The organism is Rhodococcus sp. ZPP (genome assembly GCF_017656075.1).
Taxonomy (GTDB): domain Bacteria; phylum Actinomycetota; class Actinomycetes; order Mycobacteriales; family Mycobacteriaceae; genus Rhodococcus_F; species Rhodococcus_F oxybenzonivorans.
This window is the reverse complement of sequence record NZ_CP058639.1, coordinates 53,246-70,883: the sequence shown is the minus strand read 5'-3', so window position 1 is coordinate 70,883 and position 17,638 is coordinate 53,246. Positions and strand designations below refer to the sequence as shown.

The window sequence follows — 17,638 nt, the reverse complement described above, 5'->3', positions numbered from 1 at the left end:
GCGTGGGCCTTGTGATGGTGCGCGAGCGATCCCGCGCGGAGGGAAGCCGATCGTGGGCGGTCTTCTCGCCGATTGTTCCGGTTGGACGATTACGTGTGTGCTGTCAGGTCGAGGCCAGTAGGTTGGCGATGCGTGCGTCCTCGTCCAACAGTATTTGGGTAAGTCCGAGCTCCGTGCATTTCGCCGCGACCGGAGCCAGCGCGGTGCGCGCTTCCGCGAACCGCTCGGCGACCGACAAGCACATCGCCAACAGCAGTTTCGCGCGGATGAGCGCCCGGGGCCTGGCCTGACTTTCGATGCTGAGTACGAGTTCCTTCGCCCGCCCGCAGGCATGCTCGATCTCCTCGGGGGAACCCCCGCGGAGTAGCAGTCTTATCGACGAATCTTCGTCGAGTTCGGATGTGATGGTGGCGATCCCGTCTGCTTGCGGGCGATACGCCTTCAACGCCATCAACCGCGTGCGGATCTCGTCGCCGACGGGAAGCCCTGCGCGGATCCGCTCGTTGACCATCCGTGCGGCCAGACGTGGCAGCCGCAGCGATTCGGCAATTCTGGCGCCCTCGTCGAGCCGATTTTCTGCCTCCGCATGATGACGGAGTGAGGCTTTGACCCGTGATCCGGTGCCGTAGGTGGCGAGCATGAACTCCACCAGGCCGCCGCCCTCGGAACCGAGTTTGTAGCTTTCGTCCAGCAGTTGTTCGGCCTCTGCGATCTTGCCCATCTCGTAGAGGAGCGCTCCGAGCAGGGCCCCGGCGAGTCGAGCCGCATGGGCGTGAACCCCAGATTTCCCGGTCATCGCTACGGCGGAGCGGAAGTAGTTTTCTGCCGCAGGAATGTCGAGTTGTTCGTATGCCGCTGCGCCGGCCAGACAGTATCCGTACATCACACTGAACGGCCCGCTGGTTTGCGCATGATATGCGGCGGCCCAGTCCTGCCAACGGCGCGCTGCATCGAAGTCGAATGTGTAGAGGGCCACGAAGGAAGCGATGCTGCCGGCGCCCGACGCGAGGAAGGGCCGCACCGTCTCAGGGTGGTGCAAGCAATCGGTGACGAGTTCCTGTACCCCTGCAATCTCATCGGCGAAGAGTTTGCCGGATGCTTGGACGACGGCAGCTTCGACGCGAAGGGCGTGGATTGCGGCATCGTCTACGTCGGTGTTCGTGAGTGCGGCATCGAAGAGATCGAGTGCAGCTCTCGTCTGTCGTGGTCGCTGCATCAGTATGTTCGCCCAGGCGATGTTCAGTTGGAGTCGGGCACTTGTCACAGCGAGGTTCGGGGGAAGTTTGGCGACCAGGCCGAGGAGGGTTGTCATCCGCGAGTCCTCGATGAGTGTCATGCCGCCGTCCTCGACCAGTCGAAGGGCGTGGGCGGTGTCGCCGGCGGCAAGCGCGTTGTCGACAGCCTCGCTGAGCATGTTGTGGTCGGCAAACCAGTGCGCGGCGATCCGGTGGAGTTCTTCGCGACGGCCCGGATGGAGGCGTTCGAGGCGGCGATGAAGGAGATCGGCAAAGAGGTGGTGATACCTGAACCACTCCCTGTCGTCATCGATGCTTTGCAGAAACAGGTCTCGACGTTCGACTTCCTCGAGCATCTCTTGGCCGGATGGAACGTGTGTCAGCATGCCGGCGAGGTCACCGCACGTCTTCTCCGTGACGGCGGTGGACAGGAGGAACTCGAGGATCGTCGGTTCGAGCGTGCTCAGGACGTTCTCCACCAAATATTCGTGGATGGCATGGTGGCCTCCGGAAAGATGCGCGATGAAGTCCATGCGATCGCTGCGCCCGCGTAGTGACAGGGACGCCAGTTGCAGCGCCGCGACCCACCCGTCGGTCGAGCTTCGAAGGCTGCTCACTTCCTGGTCGTCGAGTGAGAGTCCGTTGACGTCGACGAGGAATGCCCTGGATTCGGCGGTGTCGAATCGCATTGCTGTCGGCCCGATCTCGACGAGTTCATCGCGTACTCGCATGAGGCTCAGCGGGAGCCCGGATTGGGATCGTGTTGCGACGATCACCTGGACGTGATGGCATCCGTTCTCGAGCAGGAAGTCCATTGCCGCCACAGTGTCGGAAGAGGTCACTCGGTGCCAGTCGTCGATCACAATGGAGATCGCGGTGCCGCCGTCGTGGATGTCGTTGATCAACGTGGGCAGCACATAGCGCGCGGCATCTTCGTAGTGATCTTCGAGGATGCGCTCCAGGTCGGGCGCGATCGTGGGCAGCGCGGTGTGGATCGCCTTCACCAGGTGCGACAGAAACCAGGCGACGTTGTTGTCATCGCGGTCGATGGTGAGCCAGGCGACGGGCATTCCTTCGGCTATGAGAGCGTGCCGCCATTGGGAGGCCAGGGTGCTCTTACCGAAACCTGCGGGCGCGTGGATCACTGTCAGGCGCCGCCCAGCGCCGGCGCGGAGGGTCTCGAGGAGTCGTCGGCGCTCGACCAACGGCCGAGCCGAGGTCGGGGGACGAAATTTTGTGGCGGCGGTGGGCGGGGTGTTCGGGATTGCTGCCGGGGTCGTCTCCGAGTGTGCCCCGCCGGTTCCGGGCGGGGGCGAGGTGGCTCGGAACGGATCGGCGGGCATCGCCATCGCATCCATCTTCAGCCCGTGCAAGAGTTGGACCGTTCGAAGCTCGTTTCCGAATGCGTCGGCCGATGCCGGTCGATCGGCGGGGTCGCCCGCCATGGCGTGTTCGATGGCGGTGCATACGTCGTCGGGAGTACCGTGCTCACGCAGGTCGGGGACCGGTTGGTTGGTGACCCGCACGAACTGGGCAACCACCCCTTCCCGGGTGCGCCGCTCGAAGGCGGCGTGTCCAGTCATCAGGCAGAACAGCGTCGCACCGAGACCGTATACATCGGACGCGGGACTCGGAGGTTGGCCCTTGAGCACCTCAGGGGCGGTGAAGGCGGGGGTACCGACGATGCTGCCCGCGGATGTTTCGAAATCGCCCCCGATCCGGGCGATGCCGAAGTCGGTCAGTTGCGGCTCGCCGTATCCCGTGATCAGGATGTTGGCGGGTTTGATGTCACGGTGGAGGATGCCCTCGCGGTGAGCGGCCGCCAGAGCCCCGGCCAGTTTCACTCCGATCCCGAGCACTGTGGGCAACGGGAAGGGGCCTTTCTGCCGAAGCAGGGTTTGGAGAGAACCGTGTTCGTGGTAGGGCATCACGAGAAAGAGGGAGCCGTTCGTGGTGACGCCGACGTGGAGAATTTGGACGATGTGGGGATGGCTGGAGAGTTTGCCCATGGCGCGTTGTTCTCGTACGAAGCGGGTGCGGTCGTCGGGTCCGACATCGGAGGTCAGCACTTTGACGGCGACCGTTCGATCGAGGGAACGCTCGGTGCAGCGATAGACCACCCCGAATCCTCCGCGTCCGACCTCCTCCGCATTCTCGAGTCCGGCCATCTCCAATTCGGTGGCGATATCGCGGCTCACATCGCGCTGAGTATTCGGCAGGTCGACTTCGTCGAACTCGTCCATCGGTGGCTCGATCCTCTATGTACTTCTACCCTATTGCAGCAGGTCAGAGGATGTTCCGCGACTGTGGGCCTCGGCATTCGGGGCGAAGTCCGCCCGCGAGCGGTTCATGCGCACCTCCAACCAGTGTGATTTAACTCACATGCTAACCCAGTGCGATTCGGTGCTGTTCCCAAATCCGAGTGGACAGCAGGGGGGTGGCGGCAGATCCCATCTTGTCAGCCGCTACCGACGGCGCATTCCCTCGAAGGTCAGGCGTAGGACTGCCTCGGCGAGATCCTCGGCTGATCCTCCAGCTCGCGGCCGGTGCCACTCGATGAGCGAGTTGATCATGCCGAACACAAGGCGGCCGGTGAGCGCGGGATCCATGCCTGGCCGGAGGTCTCCCTCCTCCGCGGCCCCGACGACGAGGTCGCGTACAAAGAGATCGAATTCCCGTCGACGGGCGATGGCGCGGCGTTCCACGGGAGTGTTCCCACGAACGCGCAGCAGGAGGGTGACGTAGGGCAGTTCTGCGACCAGGATCTCGGCGGTGCGCCGGACGAGGTACTCGAGGCGGTCGATGTGTCGGCCGCTGGTGGCCTGCTGTTCGGTGGTGAGGGCGAAGAGCGCGTTGAGTGCTCGCGCCAACGCTCTCTCGAGCAGTTCGGTCTTGCCTGACACGTGATGGTAGATCGACGACTTCGTGATTCCCAGCCGCTCGGCCAAGGCCTCCATGCTGGTGCCCTCGTAACCCCTGTCGTTGAAGACCTTCACGGTGACGGCGAGGAGGGAATCGAGGTCGTAACCGGGTCGGCCGGGGCCCTGAGCGGGACGTACGGTCGTCATGAATCCGCTCCTTCCCGGTGCGACCGTGCGAGGCCGCAGGGATCGTCGAACTCGTCTGCCACACCCGCATTCCCCGAGTCGATGATCGCGCTGTCTCCGCGGTGCGGCAGATGCGTGCTCCGCGGTGTGGTCGAATCCGCGGCGGATGCAGATCCCGGGTGCGGCAATGTCGGTTTTGCTGTACCGGATGAAGTGGCGACTCCGAACAGCAGCGCTGGTCGACGCAGACTCACACCACTCGCCGAGCCTTCATCTCGTCGAACACGGGCGCGATACGAACGACGTCGCCTGTGGTGGGAGCGTGCACCATTTTGCCGTTGCCGAGGTAGATTGCCACGTGCCCGGGGCCGGCCGGGCCCCAGTTGCCGAACAGCAGGTCGCCTGGTCTGGCGTCGGCAACGGGAATCTCGGTGCCGATGTTCCATTGGGTTTCGGAGGTGCGAGGTAGCGATACACCTTCTGAGGTTGCGGCGTGTACGGCGTAGGAGGTGAGTCCGGAACAGTCGAAACCGCCACCGGAGGGCCCGTTCACGTTGCCGCCGCCCCAGACGTAGGGGAGACCGAGATAACGCAGTGCGGCCTCGACGATCCTGCCGCCGACCCCTCCCCAGTCTCCGGACCCGGGAGCGAGGATCGACGCGAACCTGGATTCGGCTGCCCGGATCTTCGCCACGTAGGGCTTTGTCTGATTCTCGTAATCAGGAAGCCCCGAGGGCATTCCGCCCGATCGGCGGACCGCTCCCACGCCGGCGTTGTATCCGGCGAGCGTCAGGTCCAGCACGTCACCTGAGACGATGCCGGCCTGCTTCCAAGAATCGATCTCCTCGTACATGTCGCAGAGCAGATGCCCGGACGCCATGACCGAGTCGCCGACAGCAAGCACGTCCGCCTTTCCGTCGCCGTCGGCGTCCCGCCCGTACTTTGCCCAGGTGCCGGGCATGAACTGGCCGGGACCACGGGCGCCATCCGGAGACACGGGCGCCGAGGCGCCGTATCGGAAGTTGTTTTCCGCCGAGTACAAGGCCGCCAGGACAGGAGCCTTGATGCCGTCGCAGATACTTCCTGCCTTCTGAAACCAGGGGACGAATACTGCAATCGCCCCCAGCTGTGAGGCCGTCCGGGTGGAGGCGTCGGACACGGTGGGGAGGTGGGAGATCTCCGAGACGGCAAGCGGCGTCGAGTCGAATCGTTCAACGGTGTCCCCGTATTCGGGGATTGTCCCATCGGGTTCGGGTTCGGTGACAGGAATCTCGCCGGTGGTGTTGCCGGTGGTCTCCGGTGGGGGAGAGGCGCTCTCGGGTGGTGGCGTGTAGGTTTCTATCGCTTCCTGGACTGCATCCGCGGTATCGGTAATTACTTGTTGTGCTGCGCCTTGCGCCTCGGGCGGTAGCTGCTCGACGGCGTCGTTGACCTGTTGCCCGATCGCGGGTGCGGCATCGGTGATCTGTTGTACTTGTTGGGTGCCATAGTCTTTCAAGGCGGGAGGGGCCTCCGATCCGTGTATCGCGCCGCCGAATGCTGTGGCGACTGCGACGATGATCGCCGAAGGATCAACCGACATCTACTTCCTCCCGTACTGTGACCCAACCGTGTGAAGACCTCTGATGTGATTCAAGTCTCGCCGACCGGGCGATCATGTTCCTCACACCATTTGGGGATAAGGGTCCACCTTTAGGGAGATTCCCACGGTGTCGTACCGGTACTTCGCCTGCAGCCGAGCCGCGCTTGTCGAATCGACCTCGACCGCTCAACGGCCAGGACGCCGAAGAAGTCGCGATGGCCTCGCCGACCTCACCGGCGCGATCGCCACGGACGAGCTCCACCGTCGCGGATCAGGGAGTGGTATGCCGATTGTGCACTCCGGAGACCACAGCGCCCCGTGTCGCCGCGTCGAGGCCGTAGGGGGTGTACAGGGTGAATCGGTCGATGATGTCGCCGAAGCGGCGTGATATCTCGGCCGCGGCCGCCTCGGGCTCGCCGACGACCGCGAAGGTGCGCAGGACGGTGTCGTCGATCAGCCGTGTCATCGACTCCCAGTCGTCGAGCTTGGACAGCCGGTGGAGCTCGGTCTGCAGGTCACCCCAACCGTGGAGGTCGAGGACCGCCCGGTACGCCGGCGTGGACCCGTAGAACGCGATCTGTTTGCGCACCGCGGTTGCCGCTTCCTCGAACTGCCGTTCATCAGATCCGGTGACGACGAGTCCGGGATAGGACAATGTGAAATCCTCGAAGGTCTTTCCGGCCTTGGCGAGCGCCGATTCGATCTGCGGCACGGTCACTTCCCGCAAATATCGTTCCGTGGTGAAGCCGTGCACGAGCATCCCGTCCGCGGCCTCGGCGGCGACGGACGTCATCTGCGGGCCCACCGCGGCGACTATCACCTGGGGAGGGCCGAATTCGTTACGCGGAGGTCGGAACATCGGTGTCATCAGGGTGTGGCTGTAGAAATCGCCTCGGAAGTCGAGGGGTGTGTCGTTCTGCCAGCTGTCCCAGATGGCGCGGAGCGCATTGACGAATTCCCGCATCCGCGGCGCCGGCGCGGACCAGGGCATGCTGAACCGACGCTCGATGTGCGGCTTGATCTGTGAGCCCAGTCCGAGTGTGAATCTCCCCGAGCTGAAGGATTGCATGTCGTTGGCGACCGTGGCCAGCGTCATGGGGCTGCGTGCGAATGCTACTGCGATCGCGGTGCCCACGTGGAGTCGGGGCGCGTTCTCTGCGGCGAGGAGGAGCGGCAGGAAGGGGTCGCGGCTGACCTCCGTCGACCACACCCCGTCGAAGCCGGCCTGCTCGGCCAGTTCCACCTGCTCGCGTATGTCGTCGAGGTTCGCACCTCCCGTCCCGTCGATGGACCCGCCGATATTGCCGTCGATCAGCATTCGAACTCCTACGCTCCAATATCCAGTCAGGGTTGACCGGATGTTGGTTGGACGATACCGTGAGCGAACGGTCGGCGACAGTAGCCGATCGCAGGTTCTTCACTTCCGTCCTCTGTGGCTCCGCGCATCTCAAAAATTGCCTCCCCAGGGGATTCGTTCACGATTCGAGGAGAGTTGCCTTGTCTGAAGAGGCATATGTATACGAGGCGATTCGCACGCCTCGCGGTAAGGGCAAGAACGGGAGTCTGCACTCGGTGAAACCGATCGACCTCGTGGTGGGCCTGATCGACGAACTGCGCGCACGGTTTCCGGACCTGGATTTGGGGTACATCGACGACATTGTGCTCGGTGTGGTCTCCCCGGTCGGCGAGCAGGGCGGCGATATCGCCCGGGCCGCCGCCCTGGTAGCCGGCCTGCCTCTGACCGTGGCCGGCCTGCAGATCAACCGATTCTGCGCATCAGGCCTCGAGGCAACGAATATCGCTGCACAGAAGGTGCGGTCGGGATTCGAAAATCTCGTCATCGCCGGCGGTGTCGAGTCCATGTCGCGGGTACCGCTGGGCAGTGACGGCGGTGCCCTCTTCAACGACCCGACGACCGCATACGATCTCCACTTCGCTCCGCAGGGCATCGGCGCGGATCTGATCGCCACGATCGAGGGATTCAGTCGCGAGGACGTCGACACCTACGCGGCCCGCTCGCAGGCCCGCGCCGAGACCGCCTGGACCGGTGGCTACTTCGCCAAGTCGGTCGTTCCGGTGAAAGACTTCAACGGTGTCCCCCTGCTCGATCACGACGAACACCGCCGCCCCGGTACCACCGCCGAGTCACTGGCCTCACTGAAGCCCTCCTTCGCCGCACTCGGCCAGCAGGGCGGATTCGATGCTGTTGCACTGCAGAAGTATACGTCGGTGGAGCGGATCAACCACGTCCATCACGGCGGCAACAGCTCCGGCATCGTGGACGGCGCCGCCCTGGTGCTGATCGGCAACGAGAAGGCCGGCAAACGGTTCGGCCTCACACCCCGAGCCCGGATCGTCGCGACGGCTGTCACCGGGGCCGACCCCACGATCATGCTCACCGCCCCCACCCCGGCGGCGCTGAAGGCCCTCGATGTCGCCGGACTCACCGTCGACGACATCGACCTGTTCGAATTGAACGAGGCGTTTGCGTCGGTGGTCCTGAAATTCCAGAAGGATCTGGCGATTCCGGACGAGAAGCTCAACGTGAACGGCGGTGCGATCGCCATGGGACACCCGTTGGGGGCGACCGGCGCGATGCTCGTCGGAACTGTTGTCGACGAGTTGGAGCGGCGCGGCGACCGGCGCGCGCTGATCAACCTGTGTGTCGGTGGCGGAATGGGTATCGCAGCCATCATCGAGCGAGTCTGAAAGGCAACGGCAACAACATGAGCGCAACATCAACCATTACCTGGTCGCAGGATTCGGACGGAATCGTGCTGCTGACCCTCGATGACCCGAGCCAGTCCGCGAACACCATGAACTCCCAGTACGTCGAGTCCATGGGCACGATCCTCGACCGCCTCGAGACGGAGCGGGAATCCGTCACCGGCGTCGTGATCACGTCGGCGAAGAAGACCTTCTTCGCCGGCGGCGACCTCAACGACCTGGTCCGGGCCACCGCACAGGACGCGGTCAGGTTCACGGACTTCGCCAACGGGATCAAGGCCCAGTTCCGCCGACTCGAGACCCTGGGCCGTCCGGTCGTGGCAGCAGTCAACGGCGCAGCCCTCGGCGGTGGCCTCGAGATCACGCTGGCCACCCACCACCGCATCGCGGTCGATTCGAAATCGGTGATCTTCGGACTGCCCGAAGTCACGCTCGGTCTGCTACCCGGTGTCGGCGGAATCACCCGGACCGTTCGCATGCTGGGACTCGAGAAGGCACTGACGAGCCTGCTATTGACCGGGAAGACGTTCAGTCCCGCGGCAGCAAAGACGCTCGGCCTCGTCGACGACCTGGTGGCCAGCGCCGACGCACTCATTCCCGCCGCCAAGAAGTGGATCCAGGACAACCCGGATGGCGGTGTACAGCCGTGGGACCGGAAGGGGTTCCGGATCCCCGGCGGTACCGCACTCAACCCGGCGGTGACGGCGAATCTGCGCCGTACCGTGGCCGGAGCACCCCTCGAGGCGCCACGGGCGATCGTCGCCGCCGCCGCCGAGGGCGCACTGGTCGACCTCGACACGGCGGCACAGATCGAGACACGCTACTTCGTCGGCCTCGTCACCGGTCAGGTGTCGACGAACATGATCAAGGCCCAGTTCTTCGACCTGCAGAGGATCAAAGCCGGCGGAAGCCGGCCGGAGGGGCATCCCAAGTTCGCGGCGCGGAAGGTCGGCGTGATCGGCGCCGGGATGATGGGCGCTGCGGTGGCCTACGTCTCGGCGAAGGCAGGAATCGACGTCGTGCTCCAGGACGTCTCGATCGAGTCGGCTCGAAAAGGAAAGGCCTACGCCGAAAAGCTGGAGTCCAAGGCCCTCGCTCGTGGAACAACGACCGAGCAGAAGTCCACCGCGCTGCTCACCCGCATCACCCCGACCGACAATCCGGCCGACTTCGCGAATGTCGACTTCGTCGTCGAAGCGGTCTTCGAGAGCGTGGAAGTCAAACAGGCGGTCTTCAAGTCGATCCAGGACGTCGTCGCCCCCGACGCGGTGCTGGGCTCGAATACGTCGACGCTGCCGATCACCACGCTGGCCGAAGGCGTCGACCGTACGGAAGACTTCATCGGTGTGCACTTCTTCTCCCCGGTCGAACGGATGCCGTTGGTCGAGATCATCGTTGGCGCACACACAGCACCGGCAACGTTGGCGAAGGCTTTCGATTTCGCGCAGCAGATCAAGAAGACCCCGATCGTGGTCAACGACAGCCGCGGCTTCTTCACCAGCCGCGTGATCACCAAGTTCCTCGACGAGGCGGCCGCCGCGGTCGGGGAGGGAATCGAACCGGTGATCATCGAGCAAGCGGGGGCACAGGCCGGCTATCCCGCACCCCCGCTGCAACTGCTCGACGAGCTGACATTGACCCTGCCACGCAAGATTCGGCAGGAAGCCCGTGCGGCGGTCGAGGCGGACGGCGGCGTCTGGGTCGAGCACGGATCGGAGGCCGTCCTCGACCGGCTGGTCGAGGAACTCGATCGTCGCGGTCGGTCGACCGGTGGCGGCTTCTACGAGTACGACGAGTCGGGCAGCCGCGTCGGCCTCTGGCCGGGGCTGCGCGACGCATTCCAGTCGGGGAACACCGAGATCCCGTTCGACGATCTCAAGGAACGGATGCTTTTCGTCGAGTCCCTCGAATCGGTTCGCTGCCTCGACGAAGGGGTACTGACCTCGGTTGCCGACGCCAACGTCGGATCCCTGCTCGGTATCGGGTTCCCGGCGTGGACCGGAGGCGTCCTCCAGTACATCAACGGCTACCCGGGTGGGATCGCGGCGTTCGTCGAGCGAGCACGCGTACTCGCGTCCCGGTACGGCACTCGTTTCGAGCCGCCCGCCTCACTGGTGGCCAAGGCCGAACGTGGAGAGACCTACGAGTAACGGCGTCATTTACGATCGGGGTTGGCACCACTGTGGGCAGTGGTGCCAACCCCGTTGAGGCCCGTTGAGGGCCCTTTTCTCCGAACGGATGGAGCTGATGTCGGTGTCGATCAGTGACGCCTCGGTCAAGCGCACCCAGCAAGAACGGACGGCGATCACGCGCAGGCAGATACTCGACGCCGCCGTGGCGGTGTTGTTCCGGGACGGCTACTCCGCCGCCACCACGTTGCGGATCCAACAGGAGGCCGGAGTCTCCCGTGGCCGACTCCTACACCAATTTCCCTCACGCGAAGCACTGCTCGTGGCCGCCGTCCAACATCTCGCGACGGCGCGGATGGAGGACATGCGGCACCGCGAGGATTGGCCGCAAGATCCCGCGGAGCGCATCGACTGGGCAGTCGAGATCATGTGGCCCACCTTCCACCAGCCGTACTTCTGGGCAGCGACCGAGTTGTGGCTGGCCTCCCGCGCCAACGATAAGTTGCGTGAAGCGCTGCTGCCGCAGGAACGCCGTCTGGGTCATCTTGTGAGAGAGACGACCGACGCGTTCTTCGGACGCGAGTTGTGCGCACGCCCCCGCTACGAGTTGGTGCGCGAACAACTCAACACCTCGATGCGGGGTACCGCGCTGACCTACGCGCTCGATCCACGCGATCCTGCCACCGACCCGCACCTGCAGGAGTGGAAACTGGTGGCGCGAGAACTGCTTACGTGACGGCCCGCACTCCGGAGTCATCCCGCGCCATCGACCTGGCGCGGGACTCGTGGTATTCCCGGGCGGTCTTCTCGATGAGCCTGGCGACCGGAAGGACTGCGTCCACGCCCGAGACGCTGTGCCCACCGCTCCACGCCGTGCGGTTACTGAGGAGCCGGTCTTGGCGGAAGCCGTCCGGTTCGGGAGGCCCGGCCGTGGTGCCCCCGGCCTGCAGATCGACCCAGCACTTGAGCAAGCTCGCCGGAATGCCACCTACCTGCGTCGAGAGCACGATGTCATCGAGGCTCGCCTCGACCAGCGCACGCCGGTAGTCGTTGTCGGCCTGACTTTCTTCGGTGGCGATGAACTTCGTTCCCATGTATCCGAGGTCGGCGCCGAGTACCTGGGCTGCATGCAAGGCCACGCCGTCACTGATACCGCCGGCCAGAACGATGGTGCCGTCGAATCGCGCGCGGACGGCGCGGACGAAGGAGAACGGGTTCGCCCAGCCCGTCTGGCCTCCGGCACCCGCGGTCAGGAGCACCAACCCGTCCACGCCCAAGGCGATGGCCCGCTCCGCATGCTGCAACGTCGCGACGTCGGCGTAGACCTGGCACCCGATCGCGCGCAGCGGGGCAATAACGGGCTCGGGGGACCCGACACTGGTGATGACGAGTTCTACGCCGTGGTCCACCAGGCACGCTAGGTCTTCCCGCAGTCGCCGATTCGATCGGTGCACCACGAGGTTCGGCGCAAAGGGCGCAGCCCTCGGAACCTCGCTCAGGGCCGTCTCGATGCGGGTGAGCCAGTGGTCGAGTTCGCCGGTGGTGGCCGCATTGTGGGCGGGCACGGATCCCACGACGCCTTCGCGGCACGCCGCGATGACCAGGTCGGGGCCGGAGACCTCCGTCATCGGGGCGGCGATCAACGGAACGGTCAATCGATTCGCCAACGCTTCGGAAATGGACACGTCAGTCTCCTTGCGAGAAGCACGAGAGGCAGGATGGGCGCCTAAGTAAATGCGGAGAGAGCGTCGATCGCGCATGCTAGGTTGAAAATCAAGCTACAACCCCCGTAAGTAAATCTCAAGCCACATTAAATGCGTCGAAGGGAGCGGGGAGCATCGACGAACTAATGCGCCCGAGGCGGGCTCGGCTCACGAGCACTCCGCGTCCCCGTAACCGCAGGGCTCAGATCCTGGCCGCCGCGAGCGTCCTGTTCTCCGAACGCGGCTACCACAATGTGGGCACCGAGGACATCGCCTCGTCCGTCGGGATCACCGCCGGGGCCCTGTACCGGCACTTTCGGAGTAAACAGGATTTGCTCGCCTGCACGGTGGCCGAGAGCTTCGATCAGGCGGGTGAGCTGCTGATCTCGCACGGAATCGATGACCTCACGGCACTGCTGCACGGGCTGGCGGAAACGGCCGGCACTCGACGTGACCTCGGAGTTCTGTGGAATCGCGAGATTCGACACCTGCCACCGGAGCAACAGGCGGGCCTGCGCGACCGATTGCATGATGTGGTGTCGCGTCTATCCGCAGTGCTCGGCCATTCCGTGCCGGGGGTGAGCGGCGCTGATGCGGAACTGCTGGCGTGGTGCATTCTTGCGGTTCTGACCAGCCCGGGCTATCACCGCACCGAGATCCTGCCGGGCCGTTTGATCGAACTGCTCGCCACCATGGCCATGGCCGTAGGCGCCGCTCCATTGGACAGTGCAGCTGAACCGGCCGCCGATCTTCCCGGACGGGCCGGCATGGCGCCGGCATCCCGCCGCGAGGCACTCCTGGGCACGGCCACCAGACTGTTCGGCGCGAAGGGATACCAGGCAGTCACGATGGACGAGATCGCAGCCTCGGTGCAGGTCCACAGCGCCAGCGTCTACCGACACTTCGATACGAAGGCCGATCTCCTGGCCGCGGTGATCGACCGGGGCGCGGAACCGCTCCAGTTGGGGCTGTCGCAGGCACTGTTCTCCGCGGACACCTCCCAGGAGGCTCTGGACGCCGCGGTCGATGCGTACATTGCGTTCGCAATGATCCACTACGACCTGCTGGCCGTGCTGACCTCCGAAGTACTCAGCCTTCCACCCGCCCGAAGACACGCTGTGCGCAGCGCGCAGCACGACTACGTCGGGCAGTGGTTCCAACTGCTGGAAGAATCCCGGCCCGAACTCGACGACACCGAGGTGCGATTTCGTGTTCACGCTGCTCTGACAATCGTCAACGACGTATCCAGGACGGTACGGTTGCGCTGCATGCCCAACGTGCAGGAAGGTGTGCGCCTGGCCGCCCGCCGCGCATTGTATGGCTGACCCTCCCGGCTCCATAGTTAAGGGCAATTCACTACCGCCCGCGAGTCAATCCCGCGCGATTCCGGTACTTACCCACTGACAAGGGAGTATTCAAACTCGCCGCGTTGACAATAGTGATGCGGGTCACCACAATGGCAGACGTAAGTAAATCGCGAGCCACGACATGGTGAATTGAAGGCAGGTGCAGTGCCGCAGCATCCCGAGGATGGACGTCGCCGATATGGCGGCAATGGATGCCTCGCACCTCGATATGGAGGAACAGTGAATACTTCCGCCGCCCAGCCTTCCCCCGCCCACCGGCTGAGCGAGATGGCGGTCGCGATGCGAGAAATGGCGGGGGTGGAAACCCAGATCCGGAACATGGGTGACACGATCGATGAGGCCAGCGCACTGGCCTCCATTCTCGAAGAGCTACACCAAGCGCAGGACGTCCTCTACGAGCAGGCCTGCCTGACTCCCCAGCAAGGTCTGGAACGAGTGCTCGGTTCGCTGGCCCGCCTACGCTCGGCGGCCGCCGAGCCCGGCCAGTTCTTCAGCAGCTCGGCCGAAGAACTCTGTACCGCAGGAGGATTCGACCGGGTTCTGGTCTCTCGTATCCAGGGTTCGATGTGGATTCCGCACACCCTGCACCTGGTCTCCGAGGCCATCTCCGCCGCGCTGCGCAACTATCTGAGCGACCTCGAGATCCCCTTGAGTGCGTCGCAGCTCGAAGCCGATGTTGTACGGCGCCGGATCCCGATGCTGGTAAGCGATGCCGGTACAGAAACCCGGACGTATCGTCCGCTCATCAGGTTGTCGAGAACCGCAAGCTATGTCGTTGCGCCAGTAGTGGTCGACGGAACAGTCGTCGCCCTGCTTCATGCCGACACGAATATCTCAGGTCGAGTGCTGACGTCCGCCGACCGTGACATCGTTCGGCTCTTCGCCGACGGACTGGGACCGATCTACGAACGGATGGTGCTCACCGCGCGACTGCGTGAACAGCGTGATCGTCTCGGTATGGTCTTCAGCGCCACGGAAGCGATGATCGACGACGTTCACGGTGGCCCGCTGACCCTCGACGCCCCCATCGGGATGTTGCCTCCGGCAGCTGTCGATCCTTCTCGGCCAGAGCGCGGAGCGTCGGAGGTGCCAGTCGCAGGGCGGCCCGAACGGCAACTGACCGCACGGGAAGTCGATGTGGTGGAACTGTTGTCGAAAGGCGCGTCGAACGCGGAGATCGCTGCCCAGCTCACCGTGTCCGAGAGCACGGTGAAATCCCACGTGAAACACATCTTCCGCAAGCTGGGAGCCACCAACAGGGCCAGCGCCATCGCGCGCTACGGGAAGATGAAACGCTCGATGGGACGGACGCTATGACACAGGCATTGATCGCAACGACGCAGCACCAGACGGCGCGGGGATCCTTGCAGGGATGGCGGCGCAAAGACTTCGAGCTGATCACTCGGCTGGAGGCCATCCGGGACGAGATCTTCGCTGATGTCGGTTCGACCACTCTTCCCTGGATCCGGCACGAGCGTCCCGCCCATTCCGCAGAGGCGATTTCGGTCCTGACGCACCACTGTATCGACGAGCTGCGACGAGCGGCGGGAGCCGACACGGCCAAGGTGGAGCGACTGACCACGACAGTGCTCGACCTGCAGCAGTTGGCGATGGATCTGTACCTGAACGAAATGGGCCGCAGGACCGAGCGTCTGGCCGAGTGTTCGGCGGGACTCCACCGCTTGCGGACGGTCCCGAGTACCTCGGACCTTCTCGACCGCCTCTGTGAGGACGTGGCCGTTCGTTGCGGATTCCGGCGGGTGGTGTTGTCACGAGTCGAGGCGGGAACGTGGAAGCCGTGGAAGGCGTACCTGGGCGAGGGCGATGAATCGGACTCATGGTTCACCGACTGGATCGATCGCGGGATACCGTTCGATGAGCGGGCACCTGAGGCGCGGCTGCTGACCGATCATCGGCCGGCGATCGTCTACGACACCGAAAACGCGCCGGTATACCGGCCGATCATCGTCGAGTCGGGTCGCTCACGGTCGTACGTTGTGTCGGCCCTGGTCCTCGACAACAACGTTGTCGGTCTGCTGCATGCCGACCACTTCCCGGTTCCCAGTCGGATCGACGAGATCGACCGCGACGTTTTGTGGGCCTTCACCGAGGGGGTCGGCTACATCTACGAGCGGACGTCACTGATGGAGCGGTTGCGAAGCCAACGCGACCAGATCAGGGAAATCCTCTCCTCGACGGTGGCCACGATGGACGAGCTATGCGAATCAGGGATGGCCTCGGCCGGCCGGGCCGACTCCGATCCTGCTGGAGTCGACTCGTCGGCGGAATTCGCCTCACGTCCCAGCTTGGTCCCTCTCGCCGAATTCACCTCCCGGGAACAAGAGGTGTTCACATTGATGGCGGCGGGGGCAACCAACAACGACATCGCCGAGTCCCTCGTCATCACCGAGGGGACGGTGAAATCGCATGTCAAGCACATCCTGCGGAAACTCGGTGCGACCAACCGTTCACAGGCCATCGCCTGGTCGATCGGCAACCGCATCGCGTAACCGATTCGGCACCCTCTGATCAGCATCCCGCCGCCCGGCCCTCTGCCGGGCGGCGGTCGTATTCCGATGCCAAACTTAGTTCCCCGGGTACGCCGGTTCGGAACTGACGACCCTCGCCGCCGCGTCGGCATTCCGGACCGGACCTGCCGGCTCGGTGATCGACGCCCCCAATCGCCCGGCGCCGCGTCCTCCGAGTATCCCCCTGTTGAGGGGTGGGTTTCCTCCCCAAGTAAGTCGCCGCCGGTGTGACCCACGCAATACCTTGAAGGTGTTCCTGAAGTGAGCGGAGCACATCGATATTCGAGTATCCGCGGGGACCATGACAACCACCGAGGAGAGCGATATTCATGAGTCATTCCTTTGCTGTCAAGTGGCTGAAGGCCTTCCGTGAGAGCCCCGAAGCGGTCGTCGCGTTGTACGCCGACGACTTCCTCTTCGAGGATCCCATCCTCGGCCAGAAGATCACCGACAGGGACGAGCTCCTCCGTGTCTTCGGGCCGTACGCCAACAAGGACACCGAAAACGGCATCGGCATCAACAACTTTCGGATCGATGAGGTTGTCGGAGACGAGAAGTCGGCGATCTACCGGTGGACCTGGAAGGCGCCCACGGCGACCGCTTTCGTCGGCGTCCCGGCCAACGGGAAGGTGCCCGGAGCGCGGGGACTGACGTTCCACATCTACAACGAAGCCGGCCTCATCACCCGGGAAGCGAGCCTGTGGGACATCGCGACGGCAGCGGCGGACCTGGGACAGCCCATCGACCCGTCCAGCGTGACCAAGTCCGCTGTTCTCGTCTGACACCGAACCCTGCGAAAGGAAACTACGAGCACCATGAGTAAGCACGAAGAGCACGCCCGGCGCTGGATCACCGCGTTGACCACCGACACCGCGGCGACGGTCGCCCTGTACGCCGACGACCTGGTCTACGACGACCACGCCGATTCCGACCACGTCACCGACACCGCCATCACCAAAGATGAGCTGGCGCCGAAGCTCGCCCCGTACGCGAACACCGACACGGCCAACGGTGTCGGCCTGCACTCCTTCGAGATCACCGACTCGTTCCCGGTGGCCGGCGTGGCCGGAAACCCGGCCGTGGTGATCCTGTGGAACTGGACGGGCACCGGTCTCGAGACCTACAAGGGAGTTCCGACCCAGGGCAAGACGCTGTCCACCCGCGGAATCACCTGGCACCAGCTCGACAGCGACGGACAGATCGTCCGCGAAACCACGTACTGGAACGACACCCCGGTGCTGCAGGAACTCGGAATCCCGATCGTGACGCCGGAGTACTGGGTCGAAGGATTCGACCCGTCCGTTCTCGTTGGATCCTGAC

Annotated in this window: 13 protein-coding genes; 8 read left to right on the top strand and 5 right to left on the bottom strand. The window is 64.3% G+C overall.

The genetic code is table 11. The annotated features are described in order from the left end of the window. Positions 1-103 precede the first annotated feature (103 nt). The 4 genes from HYG77_RS31600 to HYG77_RS31585 form a co-directional block, all read right to left on the bottom strand. Complete coding sequence (locus HYG77_RS31600; protein ID WP_208963634.1) at positions 104-3,478, bottom strand: serine/threonine-protein kinase; 3,375 nt, start codon at positions 3,476-3,478, stop codon at positions 104-106. Between the two features lie 222 nt (positions 3,479-3,700). Then, positions 3,701-4,303: a TetR/AcrR family transcriptional regulator gene (locus tag HYG77_RS31595; protein ID WP_159928936.1), complete on the bottom strand. Its 603-nt coding sequence runs from the start codon at positions 4,301-4,303 to the stop codon at positions 3,701-3,703. 229 nt (positions 4,304-4,532) lie between these two features. After that, positions 4,533-5,864: a bifunctional lytic transglycosylase/C40 family peptidase gene (locus tag HYG77_RS31590; protein WP_208963633.1), complete on the bottom strand. Its 1,332-nt coding sequence runs from the start codon at positions 5,862-5,864 to the stop codon at positions 4,533-4,535. Between the two features lie 271 nt (positions 5,865-6,135). Next, complete coding sequence (locus HYG77_RS31585) at positions 6,136-7,182, bottom strand: LLM class F420-dependent oxidoreductase (protein WP_208963632.1); 1,047 nt, start codon at positions 7,180-7,182, stop codon at positions 6,136-6,138. Positions 7,183-7,361: 179 nt separating this feature from the next. Here HYG77_RS31585 and HYG77_RS31580 point away from each other — a divergent pair, with 179 nt between their 5' ends. The 3 genes from HYG77_RS31580 (at position 7,362) to HYG77_RS31570 (ending at position 11,456) form a co-directional block, all read left to right on the top strand. Continuing rightward, positions 7,362-8,573, top strand: coding sequence for an acetyl-CoA C-acetyltransferase (locus HYG77_RS31580; RefSeq protein WP_208963631.1), 1,212 nt, complete (start codon positions 7,362-7,364; stop codon positions 8,571-8,573). A gap of 17 nt (positions 8,574-8,590) precedes the next feature. After that, the gene (locus tag HYG77_RS31575; protein WP_208963630.1) at positions 8,591-10,741 is read left to right on the top strand and encodes a 3-hydroxyacyl-CoA dehydrogenase NAD-binding domain-containing protein; all 2,151 of its coding nucleotides are present in this window, start codon (positions 8,591-8,593) and stop codon (positions 10,739-10,741) included. Between the two features lie 88 nt (positions 10,742-10,829). Beyond that, complete coding sequence (locus tag HYG77_RS31570) at positions 10,830-11,456, top strand: TetR/AcrR family transcriptional regulator (RefSeq protein WP_208964220.1); 627 nt, start codon at positions 10,830-10,832, stop codon at positions 11,454-11,456. On the opposite strand, the gene HYG77_RS31565 is transcribed toward HYG77_RS31570, so the two are convergent. After that, the gene (locus tag HYG77_RS31565; protein ID WP_208963629.1) at positions 11,449-12,405 is read right to left on the bottom strand and encodes a nitronate monooxygenase; all 957 of its coding nucleotides are present in this window, start codon (positions 12,403-12,405) and stop codon (positions 11,449-11,451) included. The two genes, HYG77_RS31570 and HYG77_RS31565, sit on opposite strands and share 8 nt — an antisense overlap. 164 nt (positions 12,406-12,569) lie before the next feature. Between HYG77_RS31565 and HYG77_RS31560 the strand changes: the two genes are divergently transcribed. The 5 genes from HYG77_RS31560 to HYG77_RS31540 all read left to right on the top strand — a co-directional run bounded on the left by HYG77_RS31560 (position 12,570) and on the right by HYG77_RS31540 (position 17,637). Then, entirely contained in the window at positions 12,570-13,748 is a 1,179-nt protein-coding gene (locus HYG77_RS31560) for a TetR/AcrR family transcriptional regulator (protein WP_208963628.1), read from the top strand. A gap of 261 nt (positions 13,749-14,009) precedes the next feature. Then, entirely contained in the window at positions 14,010-15,107 is a 1,098-nt protein-coding gene (locus HYG77_RS31555; protein ID WP_208963627.1) for a LuxR C-terminal-related transcriptional regulator, read from the top strand. Beyond that, complete coding sequence (locus HYG77_RS31550; RefSeq protein WP_208963626.1) at positions 15,104-16,300, top strand: helix-turn-helix transcriptional regulator; 1,197 nt, start codon at positions 15,104-15,106, stop codon at positions 16,298-16,300. The genes HYG77_RS31555 and HYG77_RS31550 overlap by 4 nt, the downstream gene beginning before the upstream one ends. A 347-nt stretch (positions 16,301-16,647) precedes the next feature. Next, entirely contained in the window at positions 16,648-17,100 is a 453-nt protein-coding gene (locus tag HYG77_RS31545) for a ketosteroid isomerase-related protein (RefSeq protein WP_005563703.1), read from the top strand. A gap of 33 nt (positions 17,101-17,133) precedes the next feature. Next, positions 17,134-17,637, top strand: a complete 504-nt coding sequence (locus HYG77_RS31540; protein WP_159928953.1) for a ketosteroid isomerase-related protein — start codon at positions 17,134-17,136, stop codon at positions 17,635-17,637. The last annotated feature ends 1 nt before the right edge of the window (position 17,638 follow it).